Annotated in this window: 15 protein-coding genes; 9 read left to right on the forward strand and 6 right to left on the reverse strand. The window is 70.0% G+C overall.

Annotation, left to right across the window (positions count from 1 at the left end):
- The first annotated feature begins 74 nt into the window (after window positions 1–74).
- Window positions 75–1,175: a phytase gene (locus tag ACLQ7T_RS04630; protein WP_420478361.1), complete on the forward strand. Its 1,101-nt coding sequence runs from the start codon at window positions 75–77 to the stop codon at window positions 1,173–1,175.
- A gap of 2 nt (window positions 1,176–1,177) precedes the next feature.
- Here the strand turns inward: ACLQ7T_RS04630 and ACLQ7T_RS04635 are convergent, their stop codons facing one another.
- Both ACLQ7T_RS04635 and ACLQ7T_RS04640 read right to left on the reverse strand, forming a co-directional pair.
- On the reverse strand, window positions 1,178–1,858 hold the full coding sequence (locus ACLQ7T_RS04635) for a TMEM175 family protein (protein WP_420478362.1): 681 nt from the start codon (window positions 1,856–1,858) through the stop codon (window positions 1,178–1,180).
- A gap of 20 nt (window positions 1,859–1,878) precedes the next feature.
- Window positions 1,879–2,574: a MarC family protein gene (locus ACLQ7T_RS04640; protein WP_420470254.1), complete on the reverse strand. Its 696-nt coding sequence runs from the start codon at window positions 2,572–2,574 to the stop codon at window positions 1,879–1,881.
- A 97-nt stretch (window positions 2,575–2,671) separates the two neighbouring features.
- Between ACLQ7T_RS04640 and pyrF the strand changes: the two genes are divergently transcribed.
- Window positions 2,672–3,388, forward strand: a complete 717-nt coding sequence (gene pyrF, locus ACLQ7T_RS04645; RefSeq protein ID WP_420478446.1) for an orotidine-5'-phosphate decarboxylase — start codon at window positions 2,672–2,674, stop codon at window positions 3,386–3,388.
- Window positions 3,389–3,391: 3 nt separating this feature from the next.
- Here pyrF and ACLQ7T_RS04650 read toward each other — a convergent pair whose 3' ends face one another.
- The 3 genes from ACLQ7T_RS04650 to ACLQ7T_RS04660 form a co-directional block, all read right to left on the reverse strand.
- Window positions 3,392–4,222: a hypothetical protein gene (locus ACLQ7T_RS04650; protein ID WP_420478363.1), complete on the reverse strand. Its 831-nt coding sequence runs from the start codon at window positions 4,220–4,222 to the stop codon at window positions 3,392–3,394.
- Between the two features lie 126 nt (window positions 4,223–4,348).
- Window positions 4,349–4,798: a hypothetical protein gene (locus ACLQ7T_RS04655; protein ID WP_420478364.1), complete on the reverse strand. Its 450-nt coding sequence runs from the start codon at window positions 4,796–4,798 to the stop codon at window positions 4,349–4,351.
- A gap of 55 nt (window positions 4,799–4,853) precedes the next feature.
- Complete coding sequence (locus tag ACLQ7T_RS04660; protein WP_420478365.1) at window positions 4,854–5,114, reverse strand: DUF1674 domain-containing protein; 261 nt, start codon at window positions 5,112–5,114, stop codon at window positions 4,854–4,856.
- Between the two features lie 85 nt (window positions 5,115–5,199).
- Here ACLQ7T_RS04660 and htpX point away from each other — a divergent pair, with 85 nt between their 5' ends.
- Complete coding sequence (gene htpX / locus ACLQ7T_RS04665) at window positions 5,200–6,165, forward strand: zinc metalloprotease HtpX (RefSeq protein ID WP_420478366.1); 966 nt, start codon at window positions 5,200–5,202, stop codon at window positions 6,163–6,165.
- A gap of 1 nt (window position 6,166) precedes the next feature.
- Here htpX and recQ read toward each other — a convergent pair whose 3' ends face one another.
- The gene (recQ, locus tag ACLQ7T_RS04670; protein ID WP_420478367.1) at window positions 6,167–8,023 is read right to left on the reverse strand and encodes a DNA helicase RecQ; all 1,857 of its coding nucleotides are present in this window, start codon (window positions 8,021–8,023) and stop codon (window positions 6,167–6,169) included.
- Between the two features lie 186 nt (window positions 8,024–8,209).
- Between recQ and ACLQ7T_RS04675 the strand changes: the two genes are divergently transcribed.
- From ACLQ7T_RS04675 to trpA, 6 genes are read left to right on the forward strand one after another with little or no spacing between them, the layout of a single operon-like run.
- Complete coding sequence (locus tag ACLQ7T_RS04675) at window positions 8,210–9,109, forward strand: class I SAM-dependent methyltransferase (protein WP_420478368.1); 900 nt, start codon at window positions 8,210–8,212, stop codon at window positions 9,107–9,109.
- Window positions 9,106–9,846, forward strand: a complete 741-nt coding sequence (locus ACLQ7T_RS04680) for a 16S rRNA pseudouridine(516) synthase (RefSeq protein ID WP_420478369.1) — start codon at window positions 9,106–9,108, stop codon at window positions 9,844–9,846. Before ACLQ7T_RS04675 ends, ACLQ7T_RS04680 begins: the two co-directional genes overlap by 4 nt.
- A 48-nt stretch (window positions 9,847–9,894) precedes the next feature.
- Entirely contained in the window at window positions 9,895–10,533 is a 639-nt protein-coding gene (locus tag ACLQ7T_RS04685) for a phosphoribosylanthranilate isomerase (protein ID WP_420478370.1), read from the forward strand.
- An 18-nt stretch (window positions 10,534–10,551) separates the two neighbouring features.
- The gene (gene trpB, locus ACLQ7T_RS04690) at window positions 10,552–11,766 is read left to right on the forward strand and encodes a tryptophan synthase subunit beta (protein WP_420478371.1); all 1,215 of its coding nucleotides are present in this window, start codon (window positions 10,552–10,554) and stop codon (window positions 11,764–11,766) included.
- Between the two features lie 6 nt (window positions 11,767–11,772).
- The gene (locus ACLQ7T_RS04695) at window positions 11,773–12,204 is read left to right on the forward strand and encodes a hypothetical protein (protein WP_420478372.1); all 432 of its coding nucleotides are present in this window, start codon (window positions 11,773–11,775) and stop codon (window positions 12,202–12,204) included.
- Between the two features lie 40 nt (window positions 12,205–12,244).
- Window positions 12,245–13,075: a tryptophan synthase subunit alpha gene (gene trpA, locus ACLQ7T_RS04700; protein ID WP_420478373.1), complete on the forward strand. Its 831-nt coding sequence runs from the start codon at window positions 12,245–12,247 to the stop codon at window positions 13,073–13,075.
- Window positions 13,076–13,085: the final 10 nt, after the last annotated feature.

The raw sequence follows: 13,085 nt of genomic DNA on the forward strand, positions 1-13,085 counted from the left end.
CACCCAACCTTGCTTGACGGTTCCCCGGAACGCGTGATCTGGCGCGCGCGGCCCGTCCCACCCTGGAGCGCAATATGACCGTCCGGACCCTGCTGCTGACCGTCGCGGCGACAGCCCTGCTGACCGCCTGCGCCACGCGCGAGGTCGACTACCAGGGCGAGGGCGAGGGCTTTGTCGGGCAGGGCGCGCCGGTTCATGCCGTGCTTGAGACGCCTTCCGTCGGCACCGCCGGAGAGGATGCGGCCGACGATCCCGCCGTCTGGGCTTCAACACGGGAGGTCACCGTCAACGGCCGGCAGGTCGAGGGGTGGGTCGCGGGCACGGACAAGAAGGCCGGCCTCTACATCTACGGCCTCGAGGGCCAAATCCTGCAGTTCCTGCCCGAAGGCCTCCTGAACAACGTCGACGTCGTTGAGGGTCTGGTCATCGGCGACCGGCCGATGGTGGTGCTCGGGGCCAGCGACCGGACACCCGGCAAGACCGGGATCGCCCTGTACGTTTTCGACCCCGCCGGAACCGGCGACAACGGCGTGCGTCCGTGGGGAACCATCGCCACCGACGTGGTCGAGCCCTACGGCTTCTGCTTCGCCCGCCGCGGCGGCGAGACCCACGCCATTCTGGTCGGCCACGAGGGCGAGCTGCGTCAGTTCGTGTTGTCCGTTGACGGCGCGGGACAGCCTTCGGCCCGTCTGGTGCGTCGCGCCGAAATCGGCTCGATCTCGGAAGGTTGCGCGTCCGACGAGGCGACCGACGCCCTCTATATCGCCGAGGAGAACGTCGGGCTCTGGCGCTACAGCCTCGACCCTTCGACGGGCGCAGCGCGGACTCTTGTCCAGCCTGTCGCTCCGGGGGTGCTGGTTGCGGATGCGGAAGGCCTGACGATCCTGGAGGATGGCGACGCCCGCTATCTGATCGGCTCCAGCCAGGGCGACTCGACCTTCCCGGTCTGGCGCATTGATGGTGCAGCGCCGGAGTACAAGGGCCGCTTTGTCGTCACGGATGGAAACGGCGTGGACGGCGTCACCGGCACCGACGGGCTGGACGCCCTGGGCGGTCGGATCAGCGGACGCTTCCCGGAAGGCGTGGTCGTCATTCAGGATGACGTGAACGACATCGGCACGCAGAACTTCAAATACGTGGACTGGCGCGATATCCGCGCGGCCTTGGGCCTCTGACCTCAGCCCGTCCGGCGCCGCCTCAGGGTCACCACAGCCACCCCGGCCGGGATCAGGTTGTAAGCCACGCCCGGCAGCCAGGGGGCAAACCCGAGCAGGGGCGTGGCGGCGATCAGGGCCGACAGCAGCCCCGTGCCCGTGGCGATCGCCCAGGTCGTGGTCCACTGCCGGGTCTTGCGACGCGCGACAGGGTCCCCGTCCCGCAGGGCGCGGGCGGCCTGGGCGTACAGGGCCGTATTGAGCCCCGCCAGACAGGCAAAGGCGATTCCGTAGATCACATAGGTCCAGCGCAGGTCGGAGAGGCTGGACATCAGCCGTCCCCCCGGAAGGGCCCCGGCCGAGATGTAGTGGGTCGCGGTCTCCGCCAGCAGGCGTAGCGGGAAGACGAAGACCAGCACCGCGAACACCACCGCCAGGCTCAGGGCGGTGGTCCAGCCGTTGCGGATCGGACTGATGCTGGACCAGGTCCGGTGCGCCAGCCAGAACAGGACGATAAGGCCGAACCCGAAGGCGAAGGCCGGGATCCGGGCCAGGGCGAAAGCCAGATCGTCAAAGGAGCGAAGGGGCTCGGCGCCGCCGATGATCAGCAGCGAGACGGCGAAGGCGAAGGCGGCGTCGACGAACGCGTCCAGTCGCTGGGACTCCGGAGCCCGAAACGATTTTCCGCCTGCCGATCCGTCCATCCCGCCCCCCGGGGTTCGTCTCAGCCGCCGCTGGGATAGGGGCTGGTGACGCCTGAGGAAATCATACCCGGCAGGGCTTCCGCCAGCCCCATCAGGATGAACTGGATGGCCAGGGCGCACAGGATCAGCCCCAGCACCCGCACCACGACCGCCAGCCCCACCTCGCCCAGCACCCGACTGATCGGTCCGGTCAGGGCGAAGCTGACGAAGGAGACGATGCAGGCGGCGGCGATGGCGACCATCGAGGCGATGGTCCCGGCCGGACCGATCTTCTCGGCTTCGCCCGCCTGGATGATGATGGCCGAGATCGCGCCCGGGCCGATCATCAGGGGAATGGCGAACGGCACCACCAGACGCTGGAAGCGCCGGCGGGCATAGCCCCGGACATCCGCCAGGTCGCTGGCCGCGTCCTTGTCGACGAAGCTGGAGATGAAATCACCCCGCGCCATCTCCAGGCCCAGCAACAGCAGCAGGATGCCGCCGGCGATCCGGAAGGCGGCCATCGAGATGCCGAAGAACTGCAGCACGGCCAGGCCGGTGAAGAAGATCGCCACCAGGAACAGGGCCGCGAACACGCACACCCACCACGACACCGCGATCCGCTGGCGCATGGACGCCCCGGCGGTGGCGGCGGCGAAGATGGGCAGGTTTCCGATCGGATCCAGCAGGGCGAACAGGATCACGAACAGGTTGACCCCCAGTTCCACCGCGTCCATGACCTGCCCTCGCCCCGCAATTCAGTTGACCGCCATAAGGGCCGAGGCGCGCGCGCGCGTCCACCCCCGGCGGACAGGAGATCGACGAATGACGCCCGTGCTCACCGACCCGCGCCTGATCGTCGGACTGGATTTGCCCTCGCTGGATGCGGCCCGCGCCATGGTTGAGCGACTGGGCGCGACGGTGACCGCCTACAAGATCGGCCTGACCCTGCTGGCCCGTCCCGGCGGGGTTGCCTTCGCCCACGACCTGAAGGCGGCCGGCAAGATGGTCTTCCAGGACTGGAAGCTGCACGACATCGGCGCCCAGGTCGAAGGCGCGGCCCGGGCGGTGGCGGAAGGCGGCTGCGACCTGCTGACGGTGCATGCCGAGCCGCAGGTGATGGCCGGCGCGGTCCGGGGCCGCGACGCGGCCGGATCGGGGACCAGACTGCTGGCCGTGACGGTGATGACCAGCCTGTCCGACGCCGACCTGACCGACATCGGCTACGGCTACACCGCCGCCCAGCTGGTCGAGCGACGGGTGCGGCAGGCGCTGGAGTGCGGCGTGGACGGCGTGGTCTCCAGCCCGCTGGAAGCCGCCCGGGTGCGAGAGATCGCGCGGGAAGCGGGTCGTCCGGACTTCCTGATCGTCACCCCCGGCGTCCGCCCCGAAGGCGCGGACAAGGGGGACCAGCAGCGCGTGGCCACCCCACGCGCGGCGCTGGAGGCGGGCGCGACCCATCTGGTCGTCGCCCGTCCGATCATTGGGGCGGAAAACCCGCTGCTGGCGGCCTCGGCGATCGTCGAATCGATCGACGGCGTCGCGCTCTAGGGATCAGCCCCGCTCGCCGGGCTCCTGGCGGTATTCCTGACGCGGCGGCGTGCGACGACGCGGCGGTTCGGGACGGCGGGCGCGCGGAGCCGGAGGCGCGACATGCCGCGGCGGTTCATAGCGCGGCGGTTCGGGCAGATAGACCGGCGGATAGGGCGCCGGCGGACGGTCATCATCGCAGCGGCAGTCGCGACGGCCCTCGTACCGATGGCCGTCCTCGCGGATGTAGCCCTCTTCCCGGGCGCTGTACGCGCTGTAGCTCTCGCGCACCTCATACCGGCTTTCGGCATAGCCCTCGTAGCGGTCGCGACGCTCGCTGTAGCCGTAGCGGCCGCCCCGGTCGTAGCCGGCGTCATCCTGGCGATAGCCGCACCGCGACGGCCGATAGTCGTCTCGTCCCATGCCGGTGACCACATAGCCGAAGGGCGCCGACGGGCAGGCCGGTTGCGACAACACCCGGTCGTCATAGACCGCCGGGCCTCCCGCGTAATAGGCGCCCGCGTCCCCGCCGTATCCGCCGCCCACATAGACGACGCCTCCGCCCGCATAGCCGCCACGGGAGCCCCCGACGTCATACGCGCGGGCGTTCAGATAGCCCCGCGCCGACGCGCCGGCGGACGCATGGGCCTGGGCCGACGCGTTGACGTTCACATTGATGTTGGTGTTTCCGCCGCCGTGGGGCGGCACGGGCGGACGGGGTCCATGGCCGCCTCCCTGACAGCAGGGCGCGGGCGGTGGCTGATGCCCCCCGCCACCGCGACGATCTCCGGCGTCGGCGGGCGAGGCGGCGAGGATCAGCAGGGCGGCGCCGGCCGCGGCGGTCAGGATACGCATCTCACGGACTCCGTTTCAGGAGCCGTTATGGCGCGCGCTTCACAGCCCTGGCCCCGCCTTGCACCGAACGGGGGAGCGGCCGTGGCCCGTTTCGCCTGACAGGGTGGAAATTAACCCTGACCGGTTTCAGCGGTCATACAGATAGACGTCGGGCCCGCGGTCATGCCGATAGCGGGGGGCGTCGACATAGCCCTGCCGCCCCGGCCGGGCGCGATCGTCATTGTAGCCCCACTCGTCACGGTAGCCCTGGTAGGGCCGGGTCGCGGAACCGTAGGCCGGGGCCCGATATCGACCGTAGTCGTAGCTCCGCCCGTAAACGTGCCCGTACCCATGGCCGTATCCCGCGCCCCGACCGGGGACGTAGACATGCGGCGGAGGACTGTAGCCGTCGGCCGAGCGCCCTGTTTCGACGTAGGACCGGGTCTCAACCTCGGAGAGGGGCGTCCCGCCGACCGGGCGTCCCCAGCTGTCGAGATAGAGCGGCTGCCCCCACGACGGCGCGTAGGTCTGGGCGGAGGCGGCGCCGGCAAGCGCAAGAAGGAACAGGCCCCCGAGGGGCGCGACAAGACGGATCATGGGCGGGTCTCCTGAACGTCAGGGTTAACGCCGTTGGCCCGTCGTCGTTGCGATCTCAGAAATCGACCGCGATGCCCTTTTTCTCCCAGTCGCCGAAGCGGGTCGGCTCCGGCCCGCGCGGCCCGCCGTGCTCGACCGCCATCTCGGCCGCCTCCGCCGCAGCGCGACGATCCGCCGCCTCCAGGAGGGCGCGACGGGCGATGTCGTTCAGCGGCCGGTCGGGGGTGGCGTGCGGCACGTCCGCATTGAACGCAGGGGCCGCGTCGGACGGCGCCCCCGGGGCGACTTCGGGTTGTGGGGTGGGATGATCGGTCACAGCATCCTCGCCTTGAGCCAATGCGTTGCAATTCGCAAATTGGGGACGCGGATTTGTCACCGCCACCTTGCCGCGCTGGATTTCAATGAACCACCTCAAGACCTTCGTTCTGCTGGCCGCCCTGACCGCCCTGTTCATGGGGATCGGCTACCTGATCGGCGGCGCGACCGGCATGCTGATCGCGCTGGTGTTCGCCGGCGGCATGAACCTGTTCAGCTACTGGAACGCCGACAAGATCGTTCTGAAGATGTACCGCGCCCAGCCGGTGGACGAGAGCCATCCGAATGCGGTGGTGCGCACCTATGTCGCCGACACCCTGCAGATGGCGCGCGATGCGGGCATGCCGCGACCGATGATCGCCATCATCCCCAACGATCAGCCCAACGCCTTCGCCACCGGCCGCAATCCGCAGAACGCCGCCGTCTGCGCTACCACCGGCCTGCTGGACATGCTGACCCGCGAGGAGATCCGGGGCGTGATGGCGCATGAACTGGCGCATGTGAAAAACCGCGACACCCTGACCATGACGGTCACGGCCACGATCGCCGGCGCGATCGCCGCCCTCGCCAATTTCGCGCTGTTCTTCGGCGGCGGGGACGACCGCGAGCGCCCGGGCGGCATCATCGGGACCTTGGCCCTGATGATTCTGGCTCCGATGGCCGCCGGTCTGGTGCAGATGGCCATCAGCCGCTCGCGCGAATACGAGGCCGACCGGGTCGGCGCCGAGATCGCCGGCGATCCCGACGCCCTGGCCTCGGCCCTGCAGAAGATCGAGGCCTACGCCCATCGCATCCACAATCCGACGGCCGAGCGCAATCCGGCCTCGGGCCAGCTGTTCATCATCAATCCGCTGGCGGGCAAGGGCGCCGACAACCTGTTCTCGACCCACCCGGCCACCGGCAACCGCGTCCGCGCCCTGATGGATCTGGCGGTGAAGATGGGGCGACGCCCGGCCCCGCGCCCGGTCGCGACGGATGTCTCGCCGCAGCGCCCCGCGACCACCTCCGTTCCCGTCTCCGGCGGCACGGTCCGCAAGGGCCCCTGGAGCTAGATCAACTCGCGGCGGCCAGGGCCCCGAGCACACCCTTGCCGTAGCGCTCCAGCTTGGACTGGCCGACGCCCGGGATGTGTTCCAGGGCGTGCAGGTCCCCCGGCTCCGCCAGGGCGATCTCCAGCAGGGTCTTGTCCTGGAAGATGACATAGGGCGGCACCCGCTGCTCGGCCGCCCGCTCACGCCGCCAATTGCGCAGCACCTCGAAGCGGGCGCGGACGTCGGCGTCCATGCTCTCCAGCGCGGCGTTGCGGCCATTTCTGACCCGCTCCCGCGGAGCCGACACCCGGGCCGGGGTCAGCCGGACCTCGATCACCCGCTCGCCCCGGTAAACGGCGCGCACCGCCTCCGGATCGCCCAGCCGGACCAGAGGCTTGCCCTCATTGGGGTCCTCGACCAGCAGCCCCTCGAACATCAGGTGATCAATCACGTCGCGCAGGGTGTGGGCGGCCATGTCCGCACCGATGCCCCAGGTGGACAGGGCGGTCTCCCAGGGCTGGACGTCCTTCGTCCTGCCCAGCAGGTGATCGACGATCCGGGTCTTGCCGAAGCGCTCGCCCAGTCGCTGCACCGCGGCCAGCGCCTTCTGGGCCGGGACCGTGGCGTCGAACAGGGCGGGCGGGTCGCCGCAGATGTCGCAGACGCCGCAGCGGTCGGCGGTGGTCTCCCCGAAATAGCGACGCACGGTCTGGGGGCGGCAGGTCGCGCCGTCCAGCATGGCGAACAGCTGGCGGACCTTGCGGGTCTGGACCTGCTTGACCTCCTCGGCCATCGAGCGGCCGTCGAGACGACGCAGGCTCCAGGTGATGTCGGACGGGCCGTAGAGGGTGATGCCCTCGGCCGGTTCGCCGTCGCGCCCGCCCCGGCCGATCTCCTGCCAGTAGGCCTCCAGCGAGCCGGGCGGATCGGCATGGATGACGAACCGGACGTCCGCCTTGTCGACCCCCATGCCGAAGGCGATGGTCGCCACCATCACCGCCCCGTCCTCGGCCAGAAAGCGCTCCAGCCGCCTGTCACGCTCCCGGGCGTCCATCCCGGCGTGATAGGCGATGGCGTTGGTCCCCGCGTCGCGAAGGGCCTGCGCCACCCGCTCGCAGCCGTCGCGGCTGCCGCAATAGACCACGCCCGACTTGCCTCGCCGTTCCCGCACCAGCGCGATTACCGCCGCGTCGGTCTTGGCGCGTGAGCCGTTCTCCTTGCGGATGGCCGACAGTTGCAGGTTCGGGCGGGCGAAGCTGTCGACCAGGACCCTGGCGCCCTCCAGCCTCAGGGAGCGGACGATGTCTTCCCGCGTCCGGGCGTCGGCCGTGGCGGTCACCGCGATCCGGGGCACGCCGGGGAAGAGCTCCGCCAGCCGGCCCAATGTCCGATAGTCCGGCCGGAAGTCATGTCCCCATTGCGAGACACAGTGAGCCTCATCAATGGCGATCAGGCTCAGGGGCAGCTCATGCAGCCGGTCGATCAGATGGGGCTGGGCCAGTCCCTCCGGCGAGACATAGAGCAGGTCCAGTTCGCCCGCCCGGGCTGCGCGCCAGATGGCCGAGCGGTCGTCCATCGACACGCCGGAATCCAGTCTCGCCGCCGAGACACCCTGCTGCTTCAAGGCTTCGACCTGATCCGTCATCAGGGCGATCAGGGGGGACACCACCAGCCCCAGCCCCGGCCGCAGGATCGCGGGCACCTGATAGCAGACCGACTTGCCGCCCCCGGTCGGCAGCACCGCCAGAACGTCGCGGCCCTCCAGCACCTCGGCGACGACCTCCGCCTGCAGGCCCCGGAAGTCCGCGTGGCCCCAGACGCGCTCCAGCGTGGCGCGCGCGTCGGCCAGGGTCGGAGCGGAAGCTGAGTCGGGGAGCATGGGCGGGTTGTGCCCCATCCGTTCCGGGGTGTCACCGGCAGACCGGGTCAGCCAGAGCCGGATCGGTTGAGATGGAATCGCTTCGCGATCCATCGATGCCGTAAATCAGGCTCCAGAGTTATGCCGGAACGAAATCCGGGTTCGGATGCAATCGCATCCGAAGCGATTTCGCTCTAGAGGAGCGGAATGACGACCCTCCTCCATGGCCGCCCTCCGGCGGTGTTCGATCCGCCCGGCGCCGCCACCCAGACCTCGCCCCTGATCCCGGGCGCGACAGCGCTTGAGAGCGTGGCCGAAGGCTCGGCCGACGACATCATGATCTACGCCCCGCCCGGCGTGCTGGAGCGGCGCTACACCCTGGCCCTCGCCCTGAAGGCGTTGAAGCCCGGCGGACGGCTGGACGTCATGGCCCCCAAGGACAAGGGCGGCTCGCGCCTGAAGAAGGAACTGGAGGCCTTCGGCGCCGAGGTCGGCGAGAGCGCCAAGGCCCACCACCGCCGCTGCGTGGTGATCAAGGGCGACGGTCTGACCGGTCTGGACGCCGCCATTGAGGCGGGCGCGCCGCGTCTTGTGCCCGGCCTTGAAGCCTGGTCCCAGCCCGGCGTTTTCGCCTGGGACCGCATCGACCCGGGCTCGGCCCTGCTGGCCCAGACCCTGCCGCCGCTGAAGGGCGCGGGCGCCGATCTGGGTTGTGGCTACGGCGCCCTGGCGACAGTGGCCCTGCGCTCGCCCGCCGTCACGAGCCTGCGCCTCTACGATCTCGACCGCCGCGCCGTGGAGATGGCCCGCAGGAACGTCGAGGACGCCCGCGTCAGCGTCGAACAGGCCGACGTCCGCACCCTGCCGACCGAGGGCGATCTGGACTTCATCGTCACCAATCCGCCCTTCCATGACGGCGGCGCCGAGGACAGGCGGTTGGGCCAGACCTTCATCCGTCAGGCCGCCGGAATGCTGAAGAAGGGCGGGACCCTGTGGCTGGTCGCCAACCGGCACCTGCCTTACGAGGCCGAGCTGAACGAGGCGTTCAAGCGCGTGCGGATGGTCGCCGACACCGGCGGCTACAAGGTGTTCGAGGCCGTGAAGTGAAACCCGCCAAGGTCCCGACCAGCCGCGTGGACAAGCTTCTGGGCTCGCTGGGCTACGGCTCGCGGGCCGAGATGGCGCGCATGGGCAAGGCGGGCGGCATCGTGCTGGACGGTGTGGACATCACCGATGTTTCAAAACGCATCCCTGTGACGCCCGACCTGCCGACCCGCATGGAAATCGACGGCGAACCGCTGGATCCGCCGCAGGGCGTCGTCATCCTCCTGCACAAGCCGCTGGGCATGACCTGCTCGCACAAGGAGGACGGCGCCCTGGTCTACGACGTCCTGCCCGACCGCTGGCGTCGCCGCGACCCGGCCATCTCGACCATCGGGCGGCTGGACAAGGACACCTCCGGCCTGCTGCTGATGACCGACGACGGCGACCTGCTGCACCGGGTCATCAGCCCGAAGAAACACGTCGCAAAGGTCTATCGGGCGCAGCTGGCCCGTCCGCTGAACGGCTCCGAGACCGCCCTGTTCGCCTCGGGCGAGCTGATGCTGGAAGGCGATGACAAGCCGCTGAAACCCGCCGGGCTGGAAATCCTGACGCCTACCGAGGCGCGGGTGTCGGTCACCGAAGGCCGCTACCACATGGTCCGGCGGATGTTCGCCGCCGTCGGCAACCACGTCGAGGCCCTGCACCGCGAGCGGTTGGGCGGCCTGGCCCTGCCCGACGATCTGCCCGCCGGAAAGTGGCGTCTGCTGACCCCGAGCGAGATCGACGCCATCTTCGCCTGACGAAAGCCCCGCCTTGACCCCGCCCCGCCGGAGGCGCACCTCGCCGTCATGACCCGGGCCAAGATTTGCGGACTGACGACGCCTGAGACCCTCGACGCGGCCCTGACCGGCGGCGCGGCCTTCGTCGGCGCCGTCGTGTTTCCGAAAAGCCCCCGCCACATTGAGCCCCTGCACGCCGCCACCCTGTTCGAGCGGGCGCGCGGCAGGGCAAGGATCGTGGCCGTCACCGTCGATGCCGACGACGCCCTTCTGACCGAAATCGCCCTGATCCTGAAGCCGGACCTGATCCAGCTGCACGGAACGGAGACGCCGGAGCGCGCGGCGCAGGTCCGCACCCTGACCGGGGCCGGGATCATTCGCGCCCTGTCGGTCCGCATCCCGGCCGACATCGACGCCGCCTCGGCGTGGCAACCGGTCGTGGACCACCTGATGTTCGACGCCAGACCGCCCGAGGGCTCCGCCCTGCCCGGCGGGGTGGGCGCATCCTTTGACTGGAGCCTGATGAGGGGACGCGCCTTCGACCGGCCGTGGTTCCTCGCCGGGGGACTGGATCCCGCCAACGTCGCCGAAGCGGTCCGCGTGACCGGCGCTCCCCTCGTGGACGTGTCCTCTGGCGTGGAAAGCGCGCCCGGTGTTAAGGACCCTGCCCTGATCGGCGCCTTCCTGACCGCCCTTCCGACCGATTGATCGCCGCCGAGACCTGCCGTGACCGCCATTCTGCCCAACAGCTACGCCTTTCCCGATGCGGAGGGCCGGTTCGGCCCCTACGGCGGACGGTTCGTGGCCGAAACCCTGATGCCGCTCATCCACGAGCTGAACGACGCCTATGACGCCGCCAAGGCCGATCCGGCGTTCCAGGCCGAGCTGGACGGCTTCCTGACCGACTATGTCGGCCGTCCCAGCCCGATGTATCTCGCCGAGCGCCTGACCGCCCATCACGGCGGCGCCGACATCTGGTTCAAGCGCGACGAGCTGAACCACACCGGCGCCCACAAGGTGAACAACTGCATGGGGCAGATCCTTCTGGCCATGCGCATGGGCAAGACCCGGATCATCGCCGAGACCGGCGCGGGCCAGCACGGCGTGGCCACCGCCACCGTCTGCGCCCGCTTCGGCCTGAAATGCATCGTCTACATGGGCGCCACCGACGTGGAGCGTCAGGCGCCGAACGTCTTCCGCATGAAGCTGCTGGGCGCCGAGGTGGTGCCGGTGACCTCGGGTCGCGGCACGCTGAAGGACGCCATGAACGAGGCGATGCGGGACTGGGTGACCAATGTGGAGGACACCTACTACCTGATCGGCACCGCCGCCGGCCCGCACCCCTACCCGGCCATGGTGCGGGACTTCCAGTCGGTGATCGGCCGCGAGGCGCGGGCCTCCATGCTCGCCCGCAAGGAAAAACTGCCGGACGCCTGCGTCGCGGCCATCGGCGGCGGTTCGAACGCCATCGGCCTGTTTTATCCCTTCATCGGCGACGCCGGCGTGCGTCTGATCGGCGTCGAGGCCGCCGGCCGCGGGCTGGACGGTCCGGATCACGCCGCCTCCATCCAGGGCGGCCGTCCCGGCGTGCTGCACGGCAACCGCACCTACCTGCTGCAGGACGAGGACGGCCAGATCCTGGAAGGCCACTCGATCTCGGCGGGCCTCGACTATCCCGGCATCGGCCCCGAGCACGCCTGGCTGAAGGACATCGGCCGCGCCGAATACCGCGCCGCCACCGACGCCGAGGCGCTGGAAGCCTTCCAGCTGTGCTCGAAGCTGGAGGGGATCATCCCGGCGCTGGAGCCCAGCCACGCCCTCGCCCGCGTCGGCGAGATCGCGAAAGAGGTGGGCAAGGGCGGCGATGTCGTGCTGAATATGTGCGGGCGGGGCGACAAGGACATCTTCGCCGTGGCGAAGTATCTGGGCGTGGAGCTCTAGGACACCATGAAGACCCTCATTCTGGCCGCTGCGGCGACCCTGATCGCGGCCCCGGCGCTGGCGCAGACCGCAACGCCCGCACCGCTGAACGTCGAGATTCCGGAAATCGCCTCCGTCAGCGCGGACCCGACCTGCGGCGGCAACGCCGCTCTGGCGCAGCAGGCCTTCTGCGTGACCACGACCCAGGCCGCCATCAACGGGGTCGTCGACAGCTTCACCGCCGATTTCACCCGCCAGGGCTGGATCGCGGCCGGCGGAGGCGACAATCGCGTGGTCTATGTGCGGCGTCGTGAAGGCGGCGGTTGCGACGGCTTCCAGATGCTCGCCTTCGCGGACGAGAGCCGCGTCGCGGCGCCGGGCGCCCCGGCCTGGCTGGCCTTCGCCAGCATTCCGGGCAATGTGTGCGCCGGCGCCGGAACACCCGATCAGGCCCAATGAGCCGACCGGCCCGGGCCCTCCTCCTGACCACGACAGTGCAATGACCACCTCCCGTATCGACGCCCGTTTCGCCGCCCTCAGGGCGGAGGGCCGGGCCGGCTTCGTCGCCTATGTCATGGCCGGCGACCCCTCGCGCGACGAGTCCCTGGAAATCCTGCGCGGCCTGCCGGCGGCAGGCGCGGACATCATCGAGCTGGGCTTCCCCTTCTCGGACCCCATGGCCGAGGGCCCGCCGATCCAGCGGGCCGCCCTGCGCGGCCTGAAGGCCGGCCTGACCCTCAGGGGCACGCTTGAGCTGGCGAAGGCCTTCCGGGACGGCGACGCCGACACCCCGGTGATCCTCATGGGCTATCTCAATCCGCTGGAGAGCTACGGCTACGAGGCCTTCGCCCGCGACGCGGCGGCCAGCGGCGTGGACGGGGTGATCATCGTCGATTGCCCGCCCGAAGAGGCCGACCCGCTCACGGACGCCCTCGACGCTCAGCAGGTGTCCCTGATCCGCCTCGCCACGCCGACCTCGGACGACGCCCGCCTCCGGATCATCGCCGAACGCACCTCAGGCTTCGTCTACTACGTCTCCGTCGCCGGCGTGACCGGGGTCAAGGAGGCCCAGGCCGGGTCGGTCGCGCCGGCCGTCGAGCGGGTGCGCAAGGCCTCCGGACTCCCCGTCGCGGTCGGCTTCGGCATCAAGACGCCCGAACGGGCCGCCGAGGTCGCCCGGGTGTCCGATGCCGTCGTCGCCGGTTCGGTTCTGGTGGACGAAGTCGCGGCCGCCCTCGCGGCGAACGAACCCGCCGCCCCGCGCGTTCTGGCGAAGGTGCGCAGCCTCGCCGACGCCGTGAAGGGTGCGCGCGTGAAAGAAACCGTCTAAAGCGCCCCGA

It is taken from the genome of Brevundimonas sediminis (assembly GCF_048799765.1).
GTDB lineage: Bacteria > Pseudomonadota > Alphaproteobacteria > Caulobacterales > Caulobacteraceae > Brevundimonas.